The organism is Pseudoalteromonas sp. 20-MNA-CIBAN-0454 (genome assembly GCF_040308685.1).
In the GTDB taxonomy this organism is placed as follows: domain Bacteria; phylum Pseudomonadota; class Gammaproteobacteria; order Enterobacterales; family Alteromonadaceae; genus Pseudoalteromonas; species Pseudoalteromonas nigrifaciens.
Map to the genome: position 1 here is coordinate 68,545 of NZ_JBEOOB010000013.1, position 26,875 is coordinate 95,419.

33 protein-coding genes are annotated in these 26,875 nt (G+C 41.0%); 22 read left to right on the forward strand and 11 right to left on the reverse strand.

All coding sequences use genetic code 11. From position 1 onward, the window contains the following. The first annotated feature begins 2 nt into the window (after positions 1-2). On the forward strand, positions 3-620 hold the full coding sequence (locus AAEZ22_RS08470) for a LysE family translocator (protein ID WP_011329468.1): 618 nt from the start codon (positions 3-5) through the stop codon (positions 618-620). A 107-nt stretch (positions 621-727) separates the two neighbouring features. Here the strand turns inward: AAEZ22_RS08470 and AAEZ22_RS08475 are convergent, their stop codons facing one another. The 3 genes from AAEZ22_RS08475 to AAEZ22_RS08485 all read right to left on the reverse strand — a co-directional run bounded on the left by AAEZ22_RS08475 (position 728) and on the right by AAEZ22_RS08485 (position 2,374). Continuing rightward, complete coding sequence (locus AAEZ22_RS08475) at positions 728-1,465, reverse strand: MipA/OmpV family protein (protein ID WP_352296833.1); 738 nt, start codon at positions 1,463-1,465, stop codon at positions 728-730. A gap of 372 nt (positions 1,466-1,837) precedes the next feature. After that, positions 1,838-2,182 (reverse strand): rhodanese-like domain-containing protein, encoded by a 345-nt coding sequence (locus AAEZ22_RS08480; protein WP_011329465.1) that lies wholly within the window; start codon positions 2,180-2,182, stop codon positions 1,838-1,840. A 3-nt stretch (positions 2,183-2,185) separates the two neighbouring features. Beyond that, the gene (locus AAEZ22_RS08485) at positions 2,186-2,374 is read right to left on the reverse strand and encodes a YgaP family membrane protein (RefSeq protein WP_011329464.1); all 189 of its coding nucleotides are present in this window, start codon (positions 2,372-2,374) and stop codon (positions 2,186-2,188) included. 129 nt (positions 2,375-2,503) lie between these two features. Between AAEZ22_RS08485 and AAEZ22_RS08490 the strand changes: the two genes are divergently transcribed. The 3 genes from AAEZ22_RS08490 to AAEZ22_RS08500 are packed head-to-tail and all read left to right on the forward strand — an operon-like array spanning position 2,504 to position 7,170. Then, the gene (locus AAEZ22_RS08490; RefSeq protein ID WP_352296836.1) at positions 2,504-2,806 is read left to right on the forward strand and encodes an ArsR/SmtB family transcription factor; all 303 of its coding nucleotides are present in this window, start codon (positions 2,504-2,506) and stop codon (positions 2,804-2,806) included. Positions 2,807-2,810: 4 nt separating this feature from the next. After that, on the forward strand, positions 2,811-6,095 hold the full coding sequence (locus AAEZ22_RS08495; RefSeq protein WP_352296839.1) for an efflux RND transporter permease subunit: 3,285 nt from the start codon (positions 2,811-2,813) through the stop codon (positions 6,093-6,095). After that, positions 6,085-7,170 carry an efflux RND transporter periplasmic adaptor subunit gene (locus AAEZ22_RS08500; RefSeq protein ID WP_182684490.1) on the forward strand — a complete coding sequence of 362 codons (1,086 nt, stop codon included), beginning with the start codon at positions 6,085-6,087 and terminating at the stop codon, positions 7,168-7,170. The genes AAEZ22_RS08495 and AAEZ22_RS08500 overlap by 11 nt, the downstream gene beginning before the upstream one ends. 43 nt (positions 7,171-7,213) lie before the next feature. On the opposite strand, the gene AAEZ22_RS08505 is transcribed toward AAEZ22_RS08500, so the two are convergent. The 8 genes from AAEZ22_RS08505 to AAEZ22_RS08540 all read right to left on the reverse strand — a co-directional run bounded on the left by AAEZ22_RS08505 (position 7,214) and on the right by AAEZ22_RS08540 (position 14,846). After that, a complete protein-coding gene (locus tag AAEZ22_RS08505; RefSeq protein WP_157863184.1) occupies positions 7,214-7,633 on the reverse strand; it encodes a YfeK family protein in 420 nt (139 codons plus the stop codon). A gap of 1 nt (position 7,634) precedes the next feature. Further along, positions 7,635-8,489, reverse strand: coding sequence for an endonuclease/exonuclease/phosphatase family protein (locus AAEZ22_RS08510; RefSeq protein WP_011329459.1), 855 nt, complete (start codon positions 8,487-8,489; stop codon positions 7,635-7,637). Positions 8,490-8,683: 194 nt separating this feature from the next. Further along, positions 8,684-9,922 (reverse strand): ABC transporter permease, encoded by a 1,239-nt coding sequence (locus AAEZ22_RS08515; RefSeq protein WP_011329457.1) that lies wholly within the window; start codon positions 9,920-9,922, stop codon positions 8,684-8,686. Next, complete coding sequence (locus AAEZ22_RS08520) at positions 9,915-10,622, reverse strand: ABC transporter ATP-binding protein (protein ID WP_011329456.1); 708 nt, start codon at positions 10,620-10,622, stop codon at positions 9,915-9,917. The genes AAEZ22_RS08515 and AAEZ22_RS08520 overlap by 8 nt, the downstream gene beginning before the upstream one ends. Further along, entirely contained in the window at positions 10,622-11,785 is a 1,164-nt protein-coding gene (locus AAEZ22_RS08525; RefSeq protein ID WP_011329455.1) for an efflux RND transporter periplasmic adaptor subunit, read from the reverse strand. The genes AAEZ22_RS08520 and AAEZ22_RS08525 overlap by 1 nt, the downstream gene beginning before the upstream one ends. Positions 11,786-11,839: 54 nt before the next feature. Then, a complete protein-coding gene (locus AAEZ22_RS08530) occupies positions 11,840-12,553 on the reverse strand; it encodes a YIP1 family protein (RefSeq protein ID WP_011329454.1) in 714 nt (237 codons plus the stop codon). A 186-nt stretch (positions 12,554-12,739) separates the two neighbouring features. Then, positions 12,740-13,417 (reverse strand): TorF family putative porin, encoded by a 678-nt coding sequence (locus AAEZ22_RS08535; protein ID WP_011329453.1) that lies wholly within the window; start codon positions 13,415-13,417, stop codon positions 12,740-12,742. A gap of 265 nt (positions 13,418-13,682) precedes the next feature. After that, positions 13,683-14,846: a hypothetical protein gene (locus AAEZ22_RS08540; RefSeq protein WP_192532870.1), complete on the reverse strand. Its 1,164-nt coding sequence runs from the start codon at positions 14,844-14,846 to the stop codon at positions 13,683-13,685. A 424-nt stretch (positions 14,847-15,270) separates the two neighbouring features. Between AAEZ22_RS08540 and AAEZ22_RS08545 the strand changes: the two genes are divergently transcribed. The 18 genes from AAEZ22_RS08545 (at position 15,271) to rplQ (ending at position 25,968) form a co-directional block, all read left to right on the forward strand. Next, on the forward strand, positions 15,271-17,220 hold the full coding sequence (locus AAEZ22_RS08545) for an AsmA family protein (protein WP_182684494.1): 1,950 nt from the start codon (positions 15,271-15,273) through the stop codon (positions 17,218-17,220). A gap of 272 nt (positions 17,221-17,492) precedes the next feature. Next, a complete protein-coding gene (rplN, locus tag AAEZ22_RS08550; protein WP_011329449.1) occupies positions 17,493-17,861 on the forward strand; it encodes a 50S ribosomal protein L14 in 369 nt (122 codons plus the stop codon). Between the two features lie 10 nt (positions 17,862-17,871). Continuing rightward, entirely contained in the window at positions 17,872-18,186 is a 315-nt protein-coding gene (gene rplX / locus AAEZ22_RS08555; RefSeq protein ID WP_011329448.1) for a 50S ribosomal protein L24, read from the forward strand. Between the two features lie 16 nt (positions 18,187-18,202). After that, positions 18,203-18,742 (forward strand): 50S ribosomal protein L5, encoded by a 540-nt coding sequence (rplE, locus tag AAEZ22_RS08560; protein ID WP_011329447.1) that lies wholly within the window; start codon positions 18,203-18,205, stop codon positions 18,740-18,742. A 10-nt stretch (positions 18,743-18,752) separates the two neighbouring features. Then, on the forward strand, positions 18,753-19,058 hold the full coding sequence (gene rpsN / locus AAEZ22_RS08565) for a 30S ribosomal protein S14 (RefSeq protein ID WP_011329446.1): 306 nt from the start codon (positions 18,753-18,755) through the stop codon (positions 19,056-19,058). Positions 19,059-19,079: 21 nt separating this feature from the next. Further along, complete coding sequence (rpsH, locus tag AAEZ22_RS08570; protein WP_011329445.1) at positions 19,080-19,472, forward strand: 30S ribosomal protein S8; 393 nt, start codon at positions 19,080-19,082, stop codon at positions 19,470-19,472. Positions 19,473-19,485: 13 nt separating this feature from the next. After that, complete coding sequence (gene rplF, locus AAEZ22_RS08575; RefSeq protein ID WP_011329444.1) at positions 19,486-20,019, forward strand: 50S ribosomal protein L6; 534 nt, start codon at positions 19,486-19,488, stop codon at positions 20,017-20,019. Positions 20,020-20,028: 9 nt separating this feature from the next. After that, positions 20,029-20,379 (forward strand): 50S ribosomal protein L18, encoded by a 351-nt coding sequence (gene rplR, locus AAEZ22_RS08580; protein ID WP_011329443.1) that lies wholly within the window; start codon positions 20,029-20,031, stop codon positions 20,377-20,379. A gap of 9 nt (positions 20,380-20,388) precedes the next feature. Continuing rightward, positions 20,389-20,895: a 30S ribosomal protein S5 gene (gene rpsE, locus AAEZ22_RS08585; protein ID WP_011329442.1), complete on the forward strand. Its 507-nt coding sequence runs from the start codon at positions 20,389-20,391 to the stop codon at positions 20,893-20,895. A gap of 2 nt (positions 20,896-20,897) precedes the next feature. Next, positions 20,898-21,080 (forward strand): 50S ribosomal protein L30, encoded by a 183-nt coding sequence (gene rpmD, locus AAEZ22_RS08590; RefSeq protein ID WP_011329441.1) that lies wholly within the window; start codon positions 20,898-20,900, stop codon positions 21,078-21,080. A gap of 4 nt (positions 21,081-21,084) precedes the next feature. Next, positions 21,085-21,519, forward strand: a complete 435-nt coding sequence (gene rplO / locus AAEZ22_RS08595; protein WP_011329440.1) for a 50S ribosomal protein L15 — start codon at positions 21,085-21,087, stop codon at positions 21,517-21,519. A 10-nt stretch (positions 21,520-21,529) separates the two neighbouring features. Then, entirely contained in the window at positions 21,530-22,858 is a 1,329-nt protein-coding gene (secY, locus tag AAEZ22_RS08600) for a preprotein translocase subunit SecY (RefSeq protein WP_011329439.1), read from the forward strand. 22 nt (positions 22,859-22,880) lie between these two features. Further along, positions 22,881-22,994 carry a 50S ribosomal protein L36 gene (gene rpmJ, locus AAEZ22_RS08605; RefSeq protein ID WP_002959476.1) on the forward strand — a complete coding sequence of 38 codons (114 nt, stop codon included), beginning with the start codon at positions 22,881-22,883 and terminating at the stop codon, positions 22,992-22,994. 124 nt (positions 22,995-23,118) lie between these two features. Next, positions 23,119-23,475: a 30S ribosomal protein S13 gene (rpsM, locus tag AAEZ22_RS08610; RefSeq protein WP_006794252.1), complete on the forward strand. Its 357-nt coding sequence runs from the start codon at positions 23,119-23,121 to the stop codon at positions 23,473-23,475. Positions 23,476-23,487: 12 nt separating this feature from the next. After that, a complete protein-coding gene (gene rpsK, locus AAEZ22_RS08615; protein WP_002959471.1) occupies positions 23,488-23,874 on the forward strand; it encodes a 30S ribosomal protein S11 in 387 nt (128 codons plus the stop codon). 21 nt (positions 23,875-23,895) lie between these two features. Continuing rightward, positions 23,896-24,516 (forward strand): 30S ribosomal protein S4, encoded by a 621-nt coding sequence (rpsD, locus tag AAEZ22_RS08620; protein ID WP_011329438.1) that lies wholly within the window; start codon positions 23,896-23,898, stop codon positions 24,514-24,516. Positions 24,517-24,540: 24 nt separating this feature from the next. Next, the gene (locus tag AAEZ22_RS08625; protein WP_011329437.1) at positions 24,541-25,527 is read left to right on the forward strand and encodes a DNA-directed RNA polymerase subunit alpha; all 987 of its coding nucleotides are present in this window, start codon (positions 24,541-24,543) and stop codon (positions 25,525-25,527) included. Positions 25,528-25,566: 39 nt separating this feature from the next. Next, complete coding sequence (gene rplQ, locus AAEZ22_RS08630) at positions 25,567-25,968, forward strand: 50S ribosomal protein L17 (protein WP_002959450.1); 402 nt, start codon at positions 25,567-25,569, stop codon at positions 25,966-25,968. Positions 25,969-26,875 lie beyond the last annotated feature (907 nt).

Below are 26,875 nucleotides of genomic sequence, written 5' to 3' on the forward strand. Positions count from 1 at the left end.
TAATGGTTTTATCTGTTTGGCTAAGTTTAGCGTTAGTTTGCATAATGGGCGCAATGTCGCCTGGTCCTAGTTTGGCTGTGGTATTAAAGCATACGTTAAGCGGTGGGATGAAAAACGGTATGCTTGCGGCATTGAGCCATGGCGTAGGAGTAGGATTGTATGCAGCTGCATCTTTACTCGGTTTAGGTGCCTTAATGGTGCAGTTTCCTAATGTTTATCAATTATTAGTCTATTTAGGAGCAGCATATTTAGCTTACTTGGGAATTAAAATACTACTGGCTAAACCTAGTAATAATGAGCTACAAGTGCAAAAGAGTGAAGTAAGTGCATTAAAGGCGCTGCAAGATGGCTTTGCAATTGCATTTTTAAACCCCAAACTCGCTATCTTCTTTTTAGCCTTATTTTCGCAATTTATTGACCCGCAAAATCTTACTCTCAGCATTGGTATTATTATGTGCTTAACGGTATTTGTAATTGATACCGGCTGGTATTTACTGGTGGCACTGTTAACTGAGGTTTCTAAAAATCGCTTTGGTTTTACTAAACAAAACCCATGGCTAGATAAAGTGTTAGGTGCGGTATTTATTGCTTTAGCTATAAAAGTAGTAGTGAGTGTTTAGCTATTGCTGCTATTTATGGCTATATAAATACCTATAAACAGAGTTAACAATGGTGTTGAGTGAGCGTTAAAAACCGAGCACAACTAGGTGCTCGGTAAAGTTATTAATTAAAAGTGATAAGTGATAGACATCATTGCAGTCGTGAGATTGTCGGTGTCTATAATAGGCGAGTCTTCAATATCAGCATCTAGCTGATGATATTTAACTAAGGCGTTAACATTTAAGTTTTTATTGATTTTGTAACTTGCTAACAAGCCAATATTATAGTTAACCGTAGAGCTAAGCTCGTATGCATCAAAAGTGCTAGATTCGCCCTCAGCCACACCGTAATAATAGTTTGATAACTGGCTACTATTAATTTCAACCCCAACGAAAGGCGCTAACATTAGCTCTTTTGTTAACTTAACTGGGTAGCTGTAGTCGGTTTTAAACTTAGCGCCATCACCGTTGCCCAATATATCATGAGATACACTTGCGCTAACGCGGCCAAAACTGGCAGCGTAACTTACCTTTGTACCAGCGTATAGTGACATTTTACGCTCATTTAATGCTTTAATAGCAACATTATCAGAATCTGTAGAGTCAAAAAATTGTCCAGGCTCAAGAATAACTGACCAATTTAAACCTTCATCACCAAGCAATTTATAATCAAGCATGTACCCTTTAAGGGTTAATCGCTCGCCTGTATAGTTGATCATAGGTAACCCGAGTGTTTTATTATCGGTATCTGCATATGGCGACTCTACAGAAATCACCCCGCCTGCAACCGACCAACGCGACTCAGCATTAGCAGCAGATGCTGTGAAAATTAATGCAGTTACTAACACTCGTAAACTGTTTGTCATGTACGTATTCATAATTACCTTAACTATTTAAGTTATAAATTGATTTATGATCTAAGGTAAATATTGTATAGCTAATAGCCCAAAAATGGTTGTAAGTTAATGTATGAAAGTTTGTATCGATGTAAATGCAATAAAGGATTAGGTAACCTCTGTATAGGTTGAGTTTTAAAGTTGCGGGGTAGTCAGGGGTGTTGTTGCTTATGTTAGTAAACGCCAGAGAATTACGCGAAGCAATCTTAACTCAAAAAGATAACCTCACAGCGCAGCAAGTAACTATAGCCTAAAGCAATCAAGCATAAAGCTATAGCTAATTCGGGTATCACCTACAGCGTAAAAACATTGAGCAAATGCTAGGGTGAAAAAGCACTAAATTTAAAAAACGCTACAAATCTCTTCGGCATTACAAGTGATCACAGTCACATTTTCGTAGCCAACGCGAGTGAGTGCTTCGGCGCCAAGAGTAGCGCGGGCTGCACTGGCACAGTGTAAATAAATTGGCCGTGTAGCGTCTTTTTCGATTTCCATTAATTTCATTTCGAGTAAACCACGAGGGATATTTATCGCGCCAACAGCCGCTTTATTTGCATGCTCTGCTGGTTCGCGTACATCGATAAGTAACCCTTTATTGCCCTCAAGCTCTTGTTTTGCTTGTTGTGCACCAATACGGCGCTGATTAGGGATAATTGTTTTTAATAAGTCGGGAATGGATGTAAGCATTTGTTATTCCTTAACGCCAAGTTTGCGTAATAGTGTGATCATTGGGCACCAGCAGGTAAAAGCTGATTGCATTAGGTTTAGTGCTATAAATACAGTAAACCATATCCAGCGTGGGTCATGAAAGCTTTGTAACAAAACAGAGATAATAATCATGATGCCAGCAACTAAACGCAGTGCATTATTAAGCTTCATTATAGTCGGTCATTTTAATGAGTATGTATAGCTACTATATTAGGTTTTTATACATTAGCAAGATCTAATGTTAGACATGGCTGTTCTAGCAACCTATACTTACTAACAAATTAAGTATAAGAGCACAGTATGAATATTGACTTTACTGCCATGGCTGCCAACGTAGAAAAAGCAGAGAAATTATTAAAAATCTTAGCCAATAAAAATCGCTTAATGATTTTATGCTCCTTACAAGACACCGAAATGAACGTGTCGCAGTTAAATGAAGCTGTACCTCTTGCACAATCGGCACTCTCTCAGCATTTAGCTGCATTGCGTAAAGCAAATATAGTGGCTACTCGACGCGAAAGCCAAACAATTTATTATCGTGTTATTGATAAAGATGCTGTAACACTGCTGGCAACTTTATATGAGTTGTTTTGTAAGGAATAACACAATGAACGCTATAGATAACGCTGTAAAAAGCAGTTTAAGTGGCCGCGTACCAATTATTATTTTTGTGTTGTCGGTACTGTGTGGGTTATTTGCTTTACAGCAAACGCCGCGTGAGGAAGAGCCACAAATAGTGGTACCTATGCTCGACATTTATGTGTCGGCACCTAATGTAGAAGCCCCTGAAGTTGCTAGGTTAGTCACCGAGCCATTAGAAAAGTTATTGGCGCAACTTAGTGGTGTAAAACATATATATTCAACTACGCAAAGTAGTCGTGCTGTGGTTACTTTGCGCTTTGAGGTAGGGCACGATCGCGAACAAGCCATACTCGATACCTACGCCAAGCTCTATAGCTATCAACATACTATGACTCCTATTATTAAAAGCTGGCAAATACGCCCAGTAGAAGTAAATGATGTGCCTATTGTTATGCTTGGGTTATATAGCAAGGATCCTAAGCTTTATAGTGATTATGAATTAACCCGCTTTGCAAACGAAATAGCCAATAATTTACAACGAATTGAACACACGAGCGAAGTAAAAGTAATTGCGGGGCGTAACCGCGCCATTACCGTTAATTTAAATGCCACCGCTTTGGCTGCACACCAAACCACATTAAGTGATGTTTATTATGCGCTTAGTGTATCTAATCAACTCACCGAGGTAGGTAGCGTGGTAAATGCCCAGCAGCAAATAATTTTGCAAGCGGGCGATGTATTAAGAACTAAAACAGCGATAGAACAACTAGTCGTTAATGTTGTTAATGGTAAAAGTGTTTATTTAACCGATGTAGCCCAGGTTAGTGATGGCCCCGCTGAGGCGCAAAGCTATCAATGGCTGGCGCAGTCAAATGAGCAACAGCATTACCCTATGGTAACGCTGAGTATTGCCAAACAAGCAGGCACTAATGCTGTAGCGGTGGCAAGCGATGTACATGCCATGATGGCAGAGCTAAAAACAAGGTTACTACCAGTAGAAATAACGTACTCAGTACTGCGAGATTACGGCCAAACCGCCGACGAAAAAGTAAATAATTTAGCCTCAAGCTTAGTGTTTGCAGTATTTACTGTGGTTATATTTGTGGGCGTATTTTTAGGTTGGCGCCCGGCAATAGTAGTTGGACTTGCTGTACCCATTTGTTATGGCATTACGCTCTCGCTTGATTTTGCCTTTGGCTACACAATTAACCGAGTGACCTTATTTGCGTTAATTTTATCTTTGGGGTTACTGGTTGATGATCCGATCACAGGTATAGATAACATCAGCCGTTTTATAAATAAAAAGGGTGATAAAAAACAGCAAATAGTGAATGCAATGAGTGAAATTCGCACTGCACTATTAATGTCGACCCTAACTATTATGGTGGCATTTATTCCACTGGCTTTTATTACTGGAATGATGGGGCCTTATATGGCGCCAATGGCATTTAACGTACCTGTGAGTGTTATGGTATCAACATTAGTGGCGTTTTTTGTAACCCCATGGCTTGCCATGAAATTACTAAAACCTAATAGTGAAGAGCCCGATCAAGCAAATAACAAAACGAGCCTTTACGAGCGCTTACTAACCCCCTTACTGGCCTCAAAACCACGTGCTAAATGGGTACTGTGGATCACGCTTGCGTTATTTATTATTAGCGCCATGTTACCTGTGATGCGATTAGTACCGCTGAAGTTATTACCGTTTGATAATAAAAATGAACTACAAGTACTTATTGATATGCCAGAGGGCACTAATTTAGAGCAAACAGCTGCTTTTACCCGACAAGTGCAAACGCTCACATGGCAATTAACCGAGGTAAGTGAAATAGCCACTTATGTAGGCCAGCCTTCAAGTATGGACTTTAATGGTATGGTACGCGGTTATTACCGACGAGAAGCACCGAACTTAGCTGAACTAAGAGTGCTACTACTAGATAAAACAGCGCGCGAGCATCAATCTCATGCGGTGGTAATGCGTTTGCGTAAACAGTTAGCACCATTAGTAAATAACGGCATAGTGATTAAAGTAGTTGAAGTGCCGCCAGGGCCGCCGGTGTTAAGTACTTTAGTGGCAGAAGTTTATCGAGATACATTTATTGATAGGCAAACGCATTATTTAGCCGCAGAGCAAGTTGCAACGCGCTTAAAACAAGAACCTCATGTGGTAGAGGTTGATACTTCAATGGTTGCAGCAGCCCCTTTACAGCGTTTTATTACTGATAAAACGAAAGCGGCGCATAGTGCTATATCTACCGAAAATATCACGCAAACACTTAGCATAGCGTCACAAGGGCAAACGGTTGGGCAGCTTTATGTCAGCAACGAAACTCAGCCTGTGCCAATAAAACTGCAGCTATCTTATAGCGAACGCAATCAATTTGCACAATTGCTAGCATTACAACTAAGGGGCGACAGAGACATAGCTAAAAATGCGAGTAAATTTGGCTTAAGCAGTGCGCCGCGGCCTTTAGTTGCGCTTTCTGAGCTTGGAGAGTTTACTCAATTAAATGTAGCGCAAACTATTATGCGCAAAGATCAGCGCGAAGTTATTTATGTTATGGCAGAGCTAAATGGTAGAACTCCCGCAGCAATAATTGCCGATGTAACTGCTGATTTAAATATATCAACAGACGATTTTGTAAAAACGCCTTGGTTAGCGCGGCACTTTTTTAATAATGGTGGCACTGCACCTTGGCAATTACCGCCAGGTACGCAAGTAACATTTAGCGGTGAAGGAGAGTGGCGTATTACCATAGATGTATTTAGAGATATGGGGATTGCCTTTGCATTTGCACTTAGTGCCATTTTTATTATTTTACGCCTACAAACACGCTCAGTAAGCTTGTCGCTTATTATTATGTCGGCAATACCACTCACTGTTATTGGCATTATGCCTGGTTTTTGGTTACTTAATCAGTTTGGTGAGCGCAGTATTGCATCAGCTCCCGAGCCGGTTTTATTTACCGCTACTGCGATGATAGGCATGATTGCCTTGGCGGGTATTGTGGTGCGTAATTCACTTATTTTAGTTGAGTTTATTAATCAAGCACGCGCCCAAGGTATGGCAATAAAAGCAGCGTTAATTGCAGCAGGAACAGTGCGCATGCGCCCCGTACTACTAACCGCAGGCACCACATTATTAGGTAACTTAGTGATTACACTAGATCCGGTATTTAGTGGCTTAGCAATTGCGATTATTTTTGGCATTGTGGCATCAACGTTGTTTTCGTTATTTGTAGTGCCGCTTGTTTATTACTTAGTATTTGCAAACACAGAAACCACTGCGGGAGAAACGCATGCAAGGTAAATCAAAACTAGTTGGCTCGTTACTCGCTTTATTAGTGGTAGTAGGCGCCGTATTGTATATGGCGGGCAGCTTTTCAAATAAGCAAGTTGCTGGTTTAAAAACGACCAACGCTAACAATTACCACGGTAAGCGGGAAACGGTTTTACTACAAAAAATATCCCGTAGTGAATGGGTGCCAGGCAGTATTATTGCGAAACAAAATACCCAAATTTCATCGCGAGTTATGGCGCAAGTTGAGCGTTTAAGTGTACGCGCGGGCGATAAAGTAACCAAAGGTGATTTACTCATTACCTTACAACAAGATGACTTTAAAGCGCAATTAGCACAAAGTGAGGCGCAAATTAATGCTATTCAAGCCGCATTAACCCAAGCTACAAAGCAACTTAAGCGAATTGAAAGTGTGTATGCGCAAGGCTTAGTATCGTTAAGTGAGTTAGATAATGCGAAGGCAAATTTTGATAGTTTATCGGCCAATTTAATTGCCGCTAAGCAGCAGCAAACACAAGCCAAAGTTGCGCTGAGTTACACTCGTATTACAGCGCCTATTTCGGGGGTTGTAGTAGAGCGGTTAGTCGAACCGGGTGATACAGCTACGCCTGGGCAGGCTTTATTGGGATTATATAACCCGCAGCAGCTACAAGTTGAGTTTAATGTGCGAGAAACGCAAGCGGTTAAATTGCAGTTAGGGCAAAGTTTAACCATAAAGTTGCCTGCACTTAATTTAACCTCGCCAGCCACAGTGGCCGAAATAGTTCCGGTTGCCGATAGCGCCTCACGTAGTTTGTTAATTCGCTTAGACTTTGACTCTTCTGTAGGGGTAATGCCCGGCTTGTATGCACAATTAGAATTAGTATTACCCGATGAGCAAGGAATATTGCTAGATAGTAGCTGGATACATGAGTTTGGCCAATTAACTATGCTGTATGTGATTAATAGTGACAATGAGCAAATAGAACGCCGGTTTGTGCGCTTAGGTGAAATAATTGGCGCAAAGCAGCATGTAGTTACTGGGCTTAACCCCGGCGATATTCTAGCGGTAGATTACTTACCTAACTTAGCGCATACAGCTAGGTAACGCTTAGCTTGTTATTATTGATAGCTTTAGAGAGCCGTATTTACTACGGCTTTTTTGTGTTTCTAAATCGTATTAGCTCATTGGTTAGCCAGCTATTTGCGGTTAACTTAGCACCACTGCTTAAAATTACCGTGTAGGCTTTACCACTCCATGAACTTTTACTAGCGAGATTATTAATGAAGTCGTCGGCTGTTTTTGCATAACGTTTAGCTTTACGGTATTTCATGGCTAAATGCTCGGCGGCTTCTTTGCTAGTATGCTCATCGCCATTGCGGATAAAAGTGGCGTTGCTGTTGCTAATAAAGGTAATTAAATGCTGCACTTCTTGGTCGGGTTCTCGATCGGGTTCTCGATTGGGTTCTTGATTAGGTAATTGGTTGGGGTGTGCAGCTAGGCTTATTTGGCTAAAAAAGGTGAATAATATGGTCAGTAGCCAAGCAGAATAAATACGAGTTTTTTTCATGTTATACATCATCAACTTTTAAAGTGGCTAAAATAGGGTTGTGATCAGAGCTGTTATATTCGCTTACTAAAGTATCAGAAATAACAACACCACGAGCCCACACTTGATCCAGGGCTAAACCAAATGCTTTTGTACGCTTGTCATCTACGTATATAGCTTCTTTAAGGCCCAGTTTAGTCAGCGCGTCATTAACTAGCTTTTGGCGTGCATCGCTCCATGCGTTTAAATCGCCCGCAAAAAGAATTGGCCCTTTGTGTTGTTGCATTATTTTTATACTGGCTTGTAACTGTTGCGCGTAGGCTTTAGTACCAAATGTAAAGTTAATGCCGTGCAAATTAACGCTCAATAAGCGTTGTTGGTTAGCCATTGCATATTCAACAATGTTAGTTGCTTTTGGGCTTCGTAACCATGGCTCTTTATGAATAAAAGTACAATGTACAGTTGCAGGCCAGCGGCTAAGCGTCATTACACCAGATTGTACATTGCCACTTTTATAACCGGGCGAAAAACGCCAAAAAGGTTTAAGGCTAGTAAGGCGTGTATCTACAATAGCCTCTTGTAATAAAACAATATCAGCACTTTCATTAAGGTGAGTTAAATCTTTATATAGGCCTTGGTTTTGTGCCTTATAAATATTCCATGAGAGTAACCTAGCTTGTTGAGGAACAATAAACTTACGGCTGTATGTTTTTTGCCTACTTGCCTGTAGTTGCTGATTACAACGCAGAGGAGTATATGCGGTTTCTGTTATACCTTGCGCTTCATCTGATGGGTTTAGTTGTGCTAGCGCCAAGCTAGAGTTTATAGTTAAAAAAGAGCATGCAGCAATAATGCAACGTATTAGCTTTTTGTGCATTTAATACCTTATTTAAAATTAGCCGTGAGCAATATCAATAGTGTGTACTTTGGGTGGTTTAAGCGTTAAAAGTTCATTTTTTAAGTGGTGTTTAAGTAGGGTAATACTTTGTGCTTGAAGTTTAAAGAGAGTTTTAATCACTGTGTTAATTATGTACTAGGCTTACATCCTTGTAAGCAACTACAATGCTGTTGTTACTCGTAACGCAGTGCATCTATAGGGTTGAGCCTGGCGGCTTTAATGGCTGGGGCTAAACCAAACACTATGCCAATTAATGAAGTAAAACCAAACGACAACATTACCGCCCATGCCGGAATATACGCATCTGGCATGCTAGGAACCATAAACGAAATAAGCCCCGCTGCGCCATAACCAATGGCAAGCCCAATCAACCCGCCAAATAGCGATAACACCACAGCCTCAACTAAAAACTGCAACATTATAAAGCCGGGTGTAGCGCCTAGCGCTTTAAGGGTGCCAATCACGCGGGTGCGCTCAGTTACCGACACTAACATAATATTCATTACACCTATGCCACCAACTAATAAGCTAATACCAACAATACCTGCGGTTATGGCAGTGGCACTACCGGTAAATTTATCTACTTGGGCGCGGGCTTTTTCAGCAGTTTCAAATTCAAAGTCATTGTCGTCGCCGTCTTTAAGTTTATGTAACTGGCGCAGTATACGAGTAATTTTTGCTAGTACCTGCTCTTCGTTAGCGTTGTCTTCAAGCCTAAACATAATTTGTACATTACTTTGCGTATTGCCTCCCTCTAACGCACTCATAGTGCTAATGGGAATATTAATATAATCGTCTTGATCAAAGCCCAAAAAGCTACCTTGTTTTTCGGCTACACCAATAATTCTAAACCATTCGCCACCTAGCTTTATGTATTCGCCTACCGGATTGCTGGGTAAGTTTAATTTTTCGATAATTGACGGCCCAATAAAAGCTACGCGGCGGCGTTTTTCGTCGTCTTCAGCGCGAATAAAACGGCCTAGATCGGGGTAGGTACGGTATGCTTTTTGATAGTCTTGCTCAGTACCCATAACCCGCGATGAATGACTTTTATTACCATACTCAGCTCCGCCCGAAAAACGCCAAGTAAACATTAGTGCGGTGAGTGTTTCTGCTTCTTTTACTCGTGCTTTTAAGGTTAAAAAATCGTCGTAGCTAAGTTTTGCATTTTTACCAACCATTTCTAGCTCAATACTGGTATACGCCTTAATAGTAGTTACATCGGGCGACATATCAGCGAACTGATCGTTTATTTGCTTGGTAAAGCCTTGCATTACAGCAACCACAGTTACTACTGCGGCCACGCCAATAATAATACCTAAACAGGTGAGGGCAGAGCGCATAGCATTTGCTTTAATTGCTGAAAATGCGGCTTTAGTGCCTTCCATAGTGGCCAGTGCAAGTTTAAACATGCTGCCTTGCTCCTTGGTTTTTAGTTACGTCACTCACTACTTTACCATCCACTAAGCGAATTACCCGCTGACAGTGGTCGGCAATTTCTTGCTCATGTGTAACCAAAATAATGGTATGCCCTTCGTTATGCAGCTCATCAAATAAGGCCATAATTTCGCGGGTGGTTTTACTGTCTAAGTTACCGGTTGGCTCATCACCTAATAATATATGCGGTTTAGTGACTAAAGCACGAGCAATAGCAACTCGTTGACGTTGCCCGCCCGACAGCTGGCTTGATAAGTGATTTACTTTGTCGGCTAAGCCCACGCGCTTTAGCGCCTCAAGGGCTTGCTGTTTGCGTTGTTTGCTAGGGGTAAAGCGGTAAACTAAAGGCTGCATTACATTTTCTAGCGCCGATGCGCGTGGTAATAAGTTAAAGCTTTGAAATATAAATCCGACGCTTTCGTTGCGTTGGTGCGCAAGCTCGGTTTCGGTCATACTTTTTACTAACTTATCTTTTAAATAATACTCGCCGCTGGTGGGGGTATCTAAGCAGCCTAACAAATTCATTAGGGTAGACTTGCCAGATCCTGAGGGGCCAATAATGGCCACATATTCATTGGGCATAATGCTAATGTTTACATCATCAAGTGCTTTAAATATCTCAGCGCCCATTTTGTATTGTTTATTAATATGCTCAAGCTTGATCACCGCAGTCATTAGTTGTTTTCCTTCGCAGCGGCTTTTACTTTTACTGTGTCGCCTTCTTTTAAAGTACTAATAGGGCGAGCCGGGCCAATAACTATTTTGTCACCTTCATTGAGCCCCTCGGTAATTGCTTGTTCAATATCTGATGATATACCAACAGTTACGGTTACTTTACTAACGCTGTTGTCGTTATTTAGGCGCCAAACAAAGGTGCTGTCGTCTTGTTTTTGAATTGCTTCTATTGGTAACTTTAAACCATTTTCGGCAATGCTGGTGGCAATTTCTGCTCTACAGCTCATTCCGGCATATAGTTGACGATCGGTAGCATCGAGTAATACTTTTACCTTAAATGATAACCCTTGTGAGCCAGGCTGGTTTTTAGCCGAGGTACCAATGTTTATTACTGTGCCAGTAAAAGGATTATTAGGATAAGCAGCGGCATAAATATTTGCTTTTTGGTGGAGTTTAATACTGGCTATGTCGGTTTCATCAACCCGCAACTCAGCTAAAATAGCACTGGGGTCAGCAACCAGCATTAAATCAGAGCCTATTATATTGGTCGTTCCGGCAATAACCGTTTCGCCTTCTTTAATATTAACCGAAGCCAATAGGCCACTCATAGGCGCTTTAAAAACACTTTTATTTAACCGATCTTGGGCAATTTGCAACGACGCATGAGCTTGGTTAAACGACTCTTTACGAGATTCAATATCTATTTTAGCTAAGTCGCGGGCACTTGCTAGGTTTTCATAGGCTTCTTCATTGCCCAAACCGACATCGTAAAGCTCTTTTTGTCTTTTTAGTTGGCGCTCAAAGTTAACTAAGCGAATTTGGCTATGTTTAATTTCTATTTCGGTGGCACGTAGTAGCGCTTTATTGCGGGTTACTTCAGATTCAAATGCAGTGGTATCAAGGCGCATTAAAATATCGCCTTGTTTTACACTTTGGCCTTCTTCGACAAATACTTTATCTACTCGGCCGGTAACTTCAGAGCGCAGCTGAACTTGAGTATTAAATACTAAGTTACCAGACGCCATTATTGAGTCGGCAATATTGCCTAGTTCAACATGGGCGATATTTACCTCGGGCTGTTTTTTATCACCAGAAATTTGTTTTGATACAATTAACGCTATAAAAGCGGCAATAGCGAGTGTGATGATAATGGCTTTTTTCATTTTATCGGTCCGTGAGTGAAAATGTGCAGAGGCTAACTTGCCTCTGCATAATAATTAAAGTGCGGCTATAATCGCCCAAACACTAAAAATAATAATACTTGGTAAGGCTGCAAACAGCAGTGCTTTATTAGTTGAGAAATTAGTCCAGCATTTTAGCCCAACCATGCCCAGCGCAATGCTCCAAATAGTGAACAGGTTAATTGATTCTAGTAAGGTATAAAAAGTATGTGTGGCATCAAGCCCAACAATGAGCTGATTGATAGAAGCGTAACTAAACACCGCTTGTTGCGAAATTTGATCTGTGTTGGCCATTAATACTAAGGCGATAGTGCCAAGGCTTGAAATAACCGTAGGCATCATTGTCCATAATGAAAAGCCATACCAAGCACCGTAACTATGTTGTGAGTTAGGATCGAGTTTAGCTATCAGCATATAATAAAGTGCAACTAAAGCATTCATTATTACTATGCCAATAATACCGCCGATCATGCCAAACCACATTTGGTTTGGGGCATTTTGTTCAATCGCTTGACGAATCATTTTTTGCTCGCCAATAGTGGCATCAACACTTGAAACGGCTACTTGCTCATTAATTAAAAACTGTATATCAACACTATTATAAAAAACAAACATACTCGCGGCGGTGGCAACTGCTATACAAATAAGGGCCAACCATGACCAGCCTTTTGCTTGCTCTATACCATTAAACGCTTTACTTGGGCTGATATAAATATCGATTAGTGCGCTTAGCGCGTTAGGTGACTTCATTATTATTCCTTAATAACCTAATTTGGGGGGAATTACTGGCTATAGCATAAGGCAAAATGAGGATAAGGTGATTATTTTATTGTAACGGTTTGTTAACGTAGTTTGTTTAGTGGCCAGGTTATTTATGCTGCTAAAACTAAAAAAGAGCCTTTCGGCTCTTGGGTTGCAGCAATTACAGTGTAATTTTTAAAGTGTAAAGTCTACTGAATAAGCAACATAGGCTTTTACGTCAGAGCCATCTATATCGGTATCAGATAAACCAAAAGTGAAACCATCTTTAGATACTGCTATGCCATAATCAATAATATTGTCATCACCTATAAAATCACCAGAGTAGTGGCCTAAATGAAATGCTATTTCGGTGCCGTTATTGCCAACAGCAAAAGCATAATCTGCCGTTAGGTAAAGTGAGTCAGCAAAGTCTGTACCGTCACCACTTGCTGCAGAGGTTGCTAATACAGCAGCACCAAAGGTGAAGCCTTTTACACTTATACTGCCGTAAATCTCAGAAAAGTCAGCATCAGCCGTGGAAGCTGCATCTGGGTATGCATAATAAATGTAACCAACATCGTAGCTCACGCTTTCATTAATAGCGCCACCAAAGCCTGCATACAAGTCTAATTCATAGGTCATCTCATCGGCCCAAGAGGCATTTGATGCCCAAGCACCGGCATAAAAACCAGACTCGTTGGTGTAGTCAATGCCGCCTGAAATGGCAGCATCACCACTGGTTTGTTCTTGTCCGCGCCATAAATAGTTTGATGTTGCTGCCGCATTAGCGGTTACTTCAGCATAGGCTGCTGTTGATGCGACACTAACTAAAGAGAGTGCTGTTATTGTTATGACTTTTTGTAGTTTTAGCATGTTTTAGTTCCTGTTATATGATTGCATGCCAAAGCTTTAAGGCTTATAGCTTGGCAGCATTTTATTATTTAACAGAAAAGAAGATTGCACGGGGTATGCCAGCTTCACTTTATTGCAGTGAATATGGTTTTAGGTGTTTTAAAACAATAGCTTATAATTAGTAGAGGGAGAGGTGCAGAGATAAGATTTTAAGGGGTTTTACATTTGTGGTGCATAAATTAACCTAGCTGCACCAAATCGGCGCTGCTAGGTTAGTTATTAATAATTAACCAAAAATAGTACGCATTAAGCTAATTGTTTCGTTAACTCCACGACCTTTTTGTACTTCATTAATAATAGAATCACGTTTGCTACGAATATGCTCAGGAATATCGTCAGCTGCAAGTGCGCGGTCTACTAAAATTTCTGCAGATTCTTTACCTCTACGCTTAGTTTTACCTGTACCTGAAGTACTGCGCTTTGGCTTGCTTAGCAGCTTGATGTAATTAGAGCTATCGGCTGTTGTGGTGTCTGCATAGTAAAAAAAGCACGGAATAAGCGCTTTAATGCTTACCAGCTGCTCTTCTAATTCGTTGTCTGCTTTAGCCATTTTAAACCAAGACAGAGTTTGAATTTTCTGTACTATGTCTTGCCAGTAACGCTCAAAGTCAGTGTTTTTTAGCTTGCTAACACCCAGTGCGCCACATAAAGCATCTAATCTATTATTGCTAATAGGAGTAAATACGTCAGGACGACGCATCGCTAATAAGCGAGTCGCTGGAGCGAGCGTTGGCTTTTCGTTACCATCGCTAAAAGCTTTTAAGTAAGCAGCAACAAATTGCTGGTACTCATAATGAGTAATATTACCTTCCAACGGAATATTGCTAAGTGCATCATCAAACGCATCAGGCATATCAGCCAGTAGTTGATGAAACGCTTTAGCGCTTTTAGTTGATGCAAACCATTCAACATCAAAGTTGTAAGTGCTTGGATCAAGCGATGCCATGTGCTTACCACTAAACGCAAGTAAGTCTTCTGGGATCATATCTTTAAGTGATTGCGGGCGAATGCTTGCAATGTAGCTTGTTAAGCGAAGCTGCTCATCAAGTGCAATAAGATCTTTGTGCTGCTCAATAAATGTAATTACTACAGGCCAAGGCGCTACACGTAACGTTTTAACTTGTAAAAAGCTAATAGCAGAAATAAGTTGGTCGTGCAGTTTTTTTAGTACTGGTAACTGTTGCGGCTCTAGCAAGTCGTAATTCATACGCTCTTTGCTTGCATTAAGCAGTTCATAGCACCAAAGTAAAAAATCATCTGGGTGGTTTTCTACTTTCACGGCCATTAGATTTAGGCTGAGTTCTGAGGATTGCTTCAGAATGTTTTGGTATATTTGGTTTTCTTGCTCGCCTAGCGACATTTGTGACGGTGAAATTAGCAGTTTTTTCATGCCTTGTAGAACCTCGAGTTAGATGCATTTTTTAGCTGGTCTATTTTAGCGCAAATCTTGCAATAACAACAGAGGCATATACAAGCCTTAAGAATACAACAGTTAAAGTGCTCATAATTATTAATTTATTAAAACAATAAAATAGTTAACTTAAGTGACGAAAACTCAATTAGTTTAGATTGTTTGAAAATCATACGGCAGTGTATTTTTCATGTCTTACTTGTTGAAAAATAATGATTTGTTGTTTTTTATAAAGCGAGCATGTGTTGTTTGTTAATATTTAAATAGTGTTGATATTATTAGCGCGTAGATTCATCATTAAAAAATAAATTAGTTGAAAGTTATTTTTTTTAGTACTGACAATGATTTTAGTGATAACTCTCGCTATGATATGAGTATTATTTGCACATTTGAAAGGACGATCATGAAAACCTTATTTAAAATTATAGGTGTAATACTGCTGTTATGTATTGCACTTATCGTTGCAGCACCCTTTTTAATTCCTACTGATGCTATTTTTAATAAAGTCTCTGAGCAGGTAGAACAAACCACAGGACGTACATTAACTATTAAAGGCGATAAAACGCTGAGTGTATTTCCTGCATTAAAATTAGAACTTAATGATGTACATTTTGCCAACATGAAATCGGGCTCTCGCGCCGATATGGCAAGTATGCAGCAGCTTGCAGTACACATCCCTTGGCTATCGCTATTAGATGGTGAATTTAAACTCGATAAGTTTGTTATTAACGAGCCTGATATTTTATTAGAGACCGATAAAAACGGTAAAGCTAACTGGCAGCTATTTGATGCGGTAGCTGAGCAGCCTAAAGAGCAAACAGGATCTGCGGAAGCTATAAAATTACCTGAGAACTTTGACATTGAGCTAGGGGAGGTTGCCATTTATGGTGGTACCTTTACTTATTTAGATGGTAAAACCGGGGTTAAACAGCAAATAAGTGATTTAGAACTGGCTATTTTACTTCCATCACTGCGTAAAACATTAGAAGTAAAAGGCGCAATAACTTACATGCAAGAGCGCTTTGAGCTTGATGTAAAACTAGATACGCCAGCAAAAGCGATCGAAGGCACTACTTTTAATATTCAGCAGAGTTTAGATTCACGTTTAGTTGATTTAACCTTTGAGGGAACTATTGCTAAACAAGGCCAAGATATAAAAGGTCAGTTAGCGCTAAGCGGAGACTCGGTAAAAAATATAGCCAAATGGCAAGGTGTAGAGTTAAACGCCAAAGAGAACGCCTTTAATGCTTTTAGTGTAAATGGCAAAATGCATTTAGCGGGTGAGCAATTTAAGCTTGAAGAGCTTATTGCCACATTAGATGCACTGCAAATAAAAGGTAAAAGTGAGCTTAATTTAGGTAAACGACTTGCTGTAATGGCAAACATTGACTTAGGTATGCTTGACTTAAACCCATACTTACCAGAAGCCGTAGCTAAAAAAGAGCAGCCAACTACAGACGAAACTAAACCAGCAGAGCCTATTGTATGGGACGACACTAAAATAGACTTAAGTGCCTTAAATACGCTTGATGCTAATGTAGTAATACGCTCAAGCGGTTTAAAAGCTAACGATATTAAACTCGGTGCAAACCAATTTACAGTAGCGTTAAAAAATAGTGTCGCTAAATTAAGCTTAGATAACTTTGCAGCCTATGAGGGAACAGGGAAAGGGGCAATTAATATTAATGCCCAGCAAATACCTTATAAAATAACCACTAATTTTGATTTGGCAGGTATTGATGCACAACCGTTATTAACCGATGCCGCAGGATTTGATAAATTAATGGGTAATGGCTCATTAAATTGGAACTTAACCACAAATGGGCAAAGCCAAAAAGAGTTTGTTAACGCACTTAATGGTGAGTTAGGGTTTGAGTTTGCTAATGGCGCAGTACAAGGCGCAAATATAGCTGAAATGATTCGCAAAGGTAAAGAGTTGCTTAAAGGTAATGTAGGGGCTGTATCAGAAGGACTAGATACTGGCTTTGATAAGTCACAGCAAACCGACTTCTCTGCATTAACGGGTAGCTTTAAGTTTACTAATGGGGTGGGCCATAATAACGACCTGTCGTTAATCAGCCCACTGATCCGTATTTCAGGCGAAGGTGATGTGGATTTACCTAATACTATTATTAATTACCGACTAGTAACCGGTATAGTCGGTTCTATTGAGGGGCAGGGTACAACCGATGATAGTACCGGCTTTAAAATACCACTGCGTATTAAAGGGCCATTCCATGATGTAGGCATTAAGCTTGATTTTGGTAATGCGCTTAAAGAAGAAGCAAAAGAAAAGCTCAAAGAAAAAGCAAAAGACAAACTTAAAGATAAATTGAAAGGTTTGTTTGGCTAAAACCCTGATAAATAATCTACAAGGCACTAAGATAGTGCCTTGTTTGTTTTGTAACCATATGTAAAATAGCTAGATAGCCGTAATTACTCAATATTAATTAGCTTTCCCTCATAATTAATTAAAAAATAACCTACCGCTCCCCCCGTAATGCTGGTACAATTGCCCGCCCTTAAGAGACAACTAGCTTGTTTTTTGAGTGGATTTCAATCGAAATGTCTTGATTTTAAACGAATTTAAGACAAGTTGTAATTACTACACCGGAGGTCATTAACATGATCCAAATGCAAACTCAGCTGGAAGTTGCTGATAACAGCGGCGCTCGCAAAGTGCAGTGTATAAAAGTCCTTGGTGGTTCTCACCGTCGCTATGCAGCGATTGGCGACATCATTAAAGTTTCTGTAAAAGAAGCTATTCCTCGCGGTAAAGTGAAGAAAGGTGATGTTAAAAACGCGGTAGTTGTGCGCACCAAAAAAGGCGTTCGTCGTCCAGACGGTTCTTTGATCCGTTTCGATAGCAATGCAGCTGTTATCTTAAATGATAACTTGCAGCCTATTGGTACTCGTATCTTCGGCCCTGTGACTCGTGAACTTCGTAATGATAAGTTCATGAAAATCGTTTCACTAGCCCCAGAAGTACTGTAAGGAGTCTATCATGGCAGCAAAAATCCGTCGTGATGACGAAGTAATCGTTCTAGCAGGTAAAGACAAAGGTAAGCGCGGAAAAGTGCTTTCAGTTGTTACTGAATCTGGAAGATTATTTGTCGAAGGCATAAACTTGATCAAAAAGCACCAAAAGCCGGTTCCACAATTGAACCAGCCTGGCGGTATTGTTGAGAAAGAAGCGTCTATCGACGTATCAAACGTTGCGATCTACAACTCGGAAACGAGTAAAGCAGATCGTGTAGGTTTCAAGATTGAAGATGGTAAGAAATTACGTATCTTTAAATCTACTGGTAAAACTATTTAATAGTTGGAGTAGAATGATGGCGAAACTGCATGAAGTATATAAAGACAAAGTAGTAGCTGAACTTCAAGAGAAGTTTGGTTTCAGCTCTGTCATGCAAGTCCCTCTGATCGAAAAGATCACATTGAATATGGGCGTGGGCGAAGCCCTAGCTGACAAGAAAATTCTAGATAACGCTGTTGCGGATCTAGCTGCAATCTCTGGTCAGAAACCTCTAATCACTAAAGCACGCAAATCTGTTGCTGGCTTCAAAGTGCGTGAAGGTTACCCGATAGGTTGTAAAGTAACCCTACGTGGCGAACGTATGTGGGACTTTTTTGAGCGTTTGGTATCAATCGCTATCCCACGTATTCGCGACTTCCGTGGCGTAAGTGCTAAGTCTTTTGATGGACGTGGTAACTACAGCATGGGCGTACGTGAACAAATCATCTTCCCAGAAATCGATTACGATAAAGTAGACCGTGTACGCGGTATGGATATTACTATCACTACTTCTGCGAAATCTGATGAGGAAGGCCGTGCGTTGTTAGAAGCGTTTAACTTCCCATTCAAGAAATAAGGGTAGGGTTATGGCAAAGAATTCTATGAAAGCGCGCGAAGCAAAGCGCACAAAACTAGTTGCTCAGTTCGCTGAAAAGCGCACAGCACTAAAAGCTATCATCAGTGATGTTAATACATCTGAAGATGATCGTTGGGACGCGGTACTTAAGCTACAAGCTTTACCACGTGATTCTAGCCCTGTACGTCAGCGTAATCGTTGTAACATTACGGGCCGCCCACATGGTTTCCTTCGCAAATTCGGCATGAGCCGTATTAAAGTTCGCGAAGCAGCTATGCGCGGTGAAATTCCTGGCCTTAAAAAAGCTAGCTGGTAAAAGAATCACGGGAGTAAGACTATGAGCTTGCAAGATCCTATCGCGGATTTGTTTACACGAATCCGTAACGGTCAGTCAGCGAAGAAAGTATCTGTAACGATGCCTAATTCAAAACTGAAAGTAGCAGTAGCTAAAGTATTAAAAAATGAAGGTTACATCGCTGATTTCGCAATCAATGGCGACGTAAAACCTGAGCTTTCTATCGAATTGAAGTACTTCGAAGGCAAAGCTGTTATTGAAAATATCCAGCGTGTTAGCCGCCCTGGTTTACGTATCTATAAGAGACGTGACGAATTACCAAAGGTAATGGGTGGTCTAGGTATCGCTATCGTATCAACTTCTAAAGGCCTAATGACAGACCGCGCAGCACGTAGTGCAGGCGTTGGTGGTGAAATCATTGGTTTTGTAGCTTAATCGGAGGGGAACTATGTCTCGCATAGCAAAGGCACCAATTAGTGTTCCTGCCGGTGTAGAAGTTACATTAAAAGGCCAGGAAATCACAGTTAAAGGCAAAAACGGTGAATTAACTCGTACTATCAACAACGCTGTTGAAGTAAAAGTTGAAGAAAACGTTATTACAACTTTACCTCGTGAAGGCGTAACAGATGCATGGGCTCAAGCAGGTACTGCTCGCGCTCTAATCAACAATATGATTGTTGGTACGCATGAAGGTTACGAGAAGAAACTTCAGTTAGTAGGCGTTGGTTACCGTGCAGCAGCTAAGGGTAAAACATTAGATTTAACTCTTGGTTTCTCGCACCCAGTTCATTTCGCAGTTCCTGAAGGAATTACGATTGAAACTCCAAGCCAAACAGAAGTTCTAGTTAAGGGCGTAGATAAGCAGTTAGTTGGTCAAACAGCTGCTAACATTCGTGCATACCGTAAACCTGAGCCATATAAAGGCAAGGGTGTTCGTTATTCAGATGAGAATGTGCGCCGTAAAGAGGCTAAGAAGAAGTAAGGTAAGACGATGGATAAAAAAACAGCTCGTCTACGTCGTGCTAAACGCACTCGTAGAAATTATATTGAACAAGGCACAACGCGTCTTGTTATCCACCGCACGCCACGTCACATATACGCTCAAGTAGTTACTGCTGAGGGTACTGTACTGGCTGCTGCTTCTACTGTTGAAAAAGCTATTTGCGAAACAGTTAAAGGCACCGGCAACGTTGCAGCTGCGCAAGCAGTTGGTAAAGCGGTTGCTGAACGTGCGGCTGACAAAGGTATCGAAAAGATTGCTTTTGATCGTAGTGGCTTTAAATATCACGGCCGTGTGAAGGCGCTAGCTGATGCTGCGCGTGAAGCCGGTTTGCAATTCTAGGAGTAGACAATGGCTAACGTAGAAGCAAAGCAACAACAGCCTGATCTAGCTGAAAAGCTAATCGCGGTGAACCGTGTGTCTAAAGTAGTTAAAGGTGGTCGTATCTTTAGCTTTACAGCACTAACAGTAGTTGGTGATGGCGCAGGTAAAGTAGGTTTTGGTTATGGTAAAGCACGTGAAGTTCCAGCTGCTATTCAAAAAGCAATGGAAAAAGCACGTCGCAATATGATCAATGTAGACCTAAATGGCAACACATTACAGCATCCTGTTAAAGGACGTCATGCTGGCTCACAAGTGTTTATGAAACCAGCCTCTGAAGGTACTGGTATCATCGCTGGTGGTGCAATGCGTGCGGTACTAGAAGTGACTGGTGTGCAGAACGTACTTTCTAAATGTTACGGTTCTACTAACCCAATCAACGTAGTGCGTGCAACAATCTCTGCTCTTGAGAATATGAATTCTCCTCAGTCGATTGCTGCTAAACGTGGTCTTCGCATAGACGAGATACTGGGGTAACCATGGCAAATCAAACTGTAAAAGTAACACAAGTAAAAAGCTCTATCGGTCGTTTACCGAAACATAAAGCTACATTACGCGGTCTTGGTTTACGTCGTATCAACCACACTGTTGAGTTAGAAGACACAGCATGTGTACGTGGTATGATAAACCAGGTTTCTTACATGGTTAAGGTAGAGGGTTAATTTCATGCATTTGAATACACTTTCACCTGCTGCAGGTTCAAAAACTGCTCCAAAACGTGTTGGTCGTGGTATCGGTTCTGGTCTTGGTAAGACTGGTGGCCGTGGTCACAAAGGTCAAAAATCACGTTCTGGCGGTAAAGTACGCGTTGGTTTCGAAGGCGGTCAAATGCCTATGCAACGTCGTCTACCTAAGTTCGGTTTCACTTCTCGCAAATCATTAGTATCTGCAGAAATAAACCTATACGAAATCGCTAAAGTAGAAGGCGATGTGGTAGACCTAAGCGCGTTACAAGCAGCTGGTCTAGTTAAAAAGAACGTTTTGTTCGTTAAAGTTGTTAAATCTGGCGAAGTTTCACGCGCTGTTACCGTTAAGGGCCTTAGAGCCACTAAAGGTGCACGCGAAGCTATCGAAGCTGCCGGAGGCAAGGTAGAAGACTAAGGAAGTACTAATGGCTAAACCAGGTCAAGATATGCAAAGTGCACAAGGTGGACTTTCGGAATTGAAGCGCCGATTACTCTTCGTATTAGGTGCTATCATTATATACCGTCTAGGTTCATTTGTGCCGATCCCTGGGATTGACGCCGCTGTACTTGCCGATTTCTTCGAGCAACAAAAGGGCACCATTGTTGAGATGTTCAACATGTTTAGCGGTGGTGCGCTTGAGCGAGCTTCAGTGTTAGCACTGGGTATTATGCCGTATATCTCGGCTTCGATTATTACGCAACTATTAACGCATATGTATCCTCCGTTTATAGAGCTTAAGAAAGAAGGTGAGCAAGGGCGTAAAAAAATTAGCCAGTACACACGCTATGGCACGCTTGTGCTTGCTACTATCCAATCAATCGGTATTGCCACAAGCTTACCGGGCATGATGGAAGGGTTAGTTGTTAACCCTGGTATGGGTTTCTATTTCACCGCAGTGGTGAGTTTAGTGACTGGTACTATGTTCCTTATGTGGTTGGGCGAACAAATAACAGAACGTGGTATTGGTAACGGTATCTCTGTTTTAATATTTGTTGGTATTGTAGCTAACCTGCCGTCTGCTATTGGTTCGACAGCTGAAATGGCGCGCCAAGGTGATTTGAATGTTTTTGTACTGTTGATGGTTGCGGTAATCGTATTCGCTGTTACTTATCTTGTAGTGTTTTTTGAACGTGGCCAACGACGTATTGTTGTTAACTACGCTAAACGCCAACAAGGTCGTCAAGTATTTGCTGCCCAAAGCACGCATTTACCACTAAAAGTAAATATGGCGGGTGTTATTCCACCAATTTTCGCTAGCAGTATAATTCTGTTCCCTGGTACAATTGCCAGCTGGTTCGGCCAGGGTGAAGGTCCGGTCGCTGATGTGTTACAAGCTATAGCTACAACGTTGACCCCAGGTCAGCCATTGTATGCAATGGTTTTAGCAGCAGCTATCATCTTCTTCTGCTTTTTCTACACAGCGTTGGTGTTTAACCCACGTGAAACAGCAGATAACCTGAAGAAATCTGGCGCATTTATCCCAGGTATTCGTCCAGGTGAGCAGACATCTAAATACATTGATAAAGTGATGACACGCCTGACATTGGCAGGTGCTTTGTATATAACCTTTATCTGTCTGGTGCCTGAATTCATGACAATGGCATGGCAAACGCCATTCTACTTCGGCGGTACATCAATTTTGATTATCGTAGTTGTTATCATGGACTTTATGGCACAAGTACAGACTCACCTGATGTCTCATCAGTATGATTCTGTGCTGAAAAAAGCGAACCTTAAAGGCTATGGTCGATAAGGTCAGTTTACGGAGTTGAGCAATGAAAGTACGTGCTTCCGTTAAGAAAATATGCCGTAACTGTAAAGTTATTAAACGTGCTGGTGTAGTACGCGTAATTTGCAGTGAGCCTAAGCATAAGCAAAGGCAAGGTTAAGTAAACAGCGTGCAGGCTGAGTTTTCTCGGCCTGTGTTTTTAGTAGTGATTTGGTCTTCGTTTGAGTATCCTTACGGGCTCTTCAAACAGATGATTACCAAATTCGAATATAGGAGATGTGTTAGTGGCCCGTATTGCTGGCATTAACGTCCCTGATCATAAACATGCAGTTATTGGTTTAACAGCTATTTATGGCATAGGTAAGACTCGCTCTAAGGCTATCTTAGCAGCGACTGGTATCGCCGAGACCACAAAAATCGGTGAACTTTCAGACGAAACTCTTGACGTATTGCGTGATGCAGTTGGCAAGTACACCGTTGAAGGTGATCTTCGTCGTGAAGTTACTTTAAATATCAAGCGCCTAATGGACCTTGGTTGTTATCGTGGCCTACGTCACCGTCGCTCTTTACCACTACGTGGTCAAAGAACTAAGACTAACGCGCGTACCCGTAAGGGTCCTCGTAAGCCTATTAAGCGATAAGGGGATAGTATTATGGCTAAGACACCAATTCGTCGTAAAAAGGTTAAAAAACAAGTTGCTGATGGTATGGCTCATGTTCATGCTTCTTTCAACAACACTATTGTAACGATTACCGATCGTCAAGGTAATGCACTATCATGGGCTACTGCCGGTGGTTCAGGTTTCCGTGGTTCACGTAAATCTACTCCATTTGCTGCTCAGGTTGCTGCAGAGCGTGCAGGTACTGCTGCTCAAGAATACGGTTTAAAAAATCTAGAAGTTTTCATCAAAGGTCCAGGTCCAGGTCGTGAATCTGCTGTACGTGCTTTGAATGCTGCTGGCTACCGTATTACCAACATTACTGACGTGACGCCAATACCACATAATGGTTGTCGTCCACCGAAGAAACGTCGCGTTTAACAATAGGTTAGGAGAAATAACATGGCAAGATATTTGGGCCCTAAGCTCAAGCTGAGTCGTCGTGAAGGCACTGACCTGTTCCTTAAGAGCGGCGTAAGAGCTATCGACTCTAAGTGTAAACTTGAGACTGCACCTGGTCAGCATGGCGCTCGTAAAGGTCGCTTATCTGATTACGGTTTACAATTACGTGAAAAGCAAAAAGTACGTCGTATCTACGGTGTATTAGAAAAGCAATTCCGTAACTACTACAAAGAAGCTGCTCGCCTTAAAGGTAATACAGGTGAAAACTTGTTACAGCTATTAGAGCAACGTTTAGACAATGTTGTATATCGCATGGGTTTTGCTAGCACACGTGCAGAAGCACGTCAGTTAGTAAGCCATAAAGCGATTTTAGTTAATGGTCGTGTTGTGAATGTTCCTTCGTACGTAATTGCTCCAGAAGATACTGTTGTAATCCGTGAGAAGTCTAAAACACAAGCACGTATCATCGCTGCTCTAGAGTTGGCTGAGCAACGTGAAAAGCCGACTTGGGTTGAAGTTGACGGTAAGAAATTGGAAGGCAGCTTTAAGCGTCTACCTGAGCGTTCAGATCTGTCTGCGGACATTAATGAACAACTAATCGTCGAACTTTACTCTAAGTAAAGTTAAGAGTTAAGAGAGGATAAAATGCAGGGTTCTGTTACAGAATTTCTAAAACCAAGGTTAGTCGATATCGACGCTATCAACCCAACACGTTCTAAAATAGTTTTAGAACCACTTGAGCGTGGCTTCGGTCACACTTTGGGTAATGCCTTACGCCGTATACTGCTTTCATCTATGCCTGGATGTGCAGTAACTGAAGTTGAAATCGACGGTGTATTGCATGAGTACAGCGCGAAAGAAGGCGTTCAAGAAGACATCATTGAAATACTATTAAACCTAAAAGGTTTAGCAGTAACGTTAGAAGGCAAAGATGAAGTTTTTCTGACCCTGGCTAAATCTGGTGTAGGCCCTGTGACTGCGTCAGATATTCAGCACGATGGCGATGTAACAATTGCTAACCCAGATCATGTTATTTGTAATTTAACAACAAATAACAGCGAGATCAGCATGCGTATTCGTGTTGAACGTGGTCGTGGTTATGTGCCGGCATCTAGTCGTTTATCCTCTGATGACGATGAGCGTCCAATTGGTAGATTGTTGCTTGATGCATCATTTAGCCCAGTTGAACGTATTGCGTACTCGGTTGAATCAGCTCGAGTTGAGCAACGTACAGATTTAGACAAGTTAATCATTGATATGGAAACAAACGGCACTTTAGATCCAGAAGAAGCGATCCGCCGTGCGTCTACTATCTTAGCTGAGCAATTAGATGCATTCGTAGATTTACGTGATGTAACTGAGCCAGAAGAGAAAGAAGAGAAGCCAGAATTCGATCCTATTCTACTTCGTCCAGTTGATGATCTTGAACTAACAGTACGCTCAGCAAATTGTTTGAAAGCCGAGCAAATTCAATATATCGGTGATTTAGTTCAGCGCACTGAAGTTGAGCTTCTTAAAACGCCTAATTTAGGTAAGAAGTCTCTAACTGAAATTAAAGACGTGCTAGCTTCACGTGGACTTTCTCTAGGCATGCGCCTAGAAAATTGGCCACCTGCAAGTTTAGCTGAATAATCTAAATCACTATATTAGTTTAGTTAGAAGGATAGGGTCATGCGCCATCGTAAGAGTGGTCGTCAATTAAACCGTAACAGTAGCCATCGTAAAGCGATGTTTAGCAATATGGCAGGTTCTTTGGTGAAACATGAAATCATCAAAACTACTTTGCCTAAAGCGAAAGAGTTACGTCGTGTAATTGAACCTTTAATCACACTGGCTAAGACTGACAGTGTAGCAAATCGCCGTTTAGCGTTTGCTCGCACGCGTGATAATGAAGTTGTTGGTAAGTTATTCAGTGAAATCGGTCCACGTAACGCGGATCGTCCAGGTGGTTACACTCGTATTCTTAAGTGTGGCTTCCGTACTGGTGATAATGCACCAATGGCTTATATTGAACTAGTTGGTCGCCCAGCGACTAGCGAAGCAGTTCAAGAAGACGCACAGTCTGCAGAGTAAGTCTTAAAGAAACCTAAAAGCCGAGCCTATGCTCGGCTTTTTCTTGCCTAAAATTTGTTAATCTATATGAATCAGTGAGTACCTTCTATTATGATCGTTTACGAGTACTGACTCATAGATTCTAAATTGATAAGTTGTTTTAACACCTGCTTTAATATCCCTACCAAGTTACTCTTTACTTATTACTCATTCAAAATAGCCTATCAGATCATGGTTAAGGATTATCTTCATTATATATTGTTCGTTTAGAGCTATTATATAATACAACTCCAAAACTTAGATTATCCAGTAGAGCGGCCCACTACGAAGTTTATATTTATAAATCTGATTATAAGACATAACGTGTACTCATTTACCTATATACCTATATTAAGAACCTCATATCAAGGTTGAGTATTACGGCCTAAGTAAACTTACTTCTTAATATTATTAAATTATGATTAAACATAGCTCGATCAATTCAATTTTCGCCTTTTGATTACTTTAAATGATTTTAAGTAATACGAGTCTTCTCATATTGGTTAGTTATTTAGCATAGATGATCCAAATATGTCTTTATTCATTAGTAGTTGTCATAACTTTAATTTCAAATAGCGCTATAAATTTCTTAACGATAGTCGTTTAGTTGTGTTTTTAAGCGTTTAGCTCAAATACTCAGCGAACAGCAGTTTATTTCAAGTTTTCTTTAAAAAACAGTTGATCTGTTTTCGGATCTCCCTATAATGCGACCCCACTGAGAAGGGAAACGCCGAAGCATAGCAAGGCAGCAACTACTTAGAGAGTTAAATAAAACTTCGGTTTTAAATCTTCCAAAAAGAAAGTTTAAAACTAAGTGTTGACTCGAAAAATAAAGGATGTATTATACGCATCCCTTGAGGCGCTAAAGCGACTCAAAACGTTCTTTAAC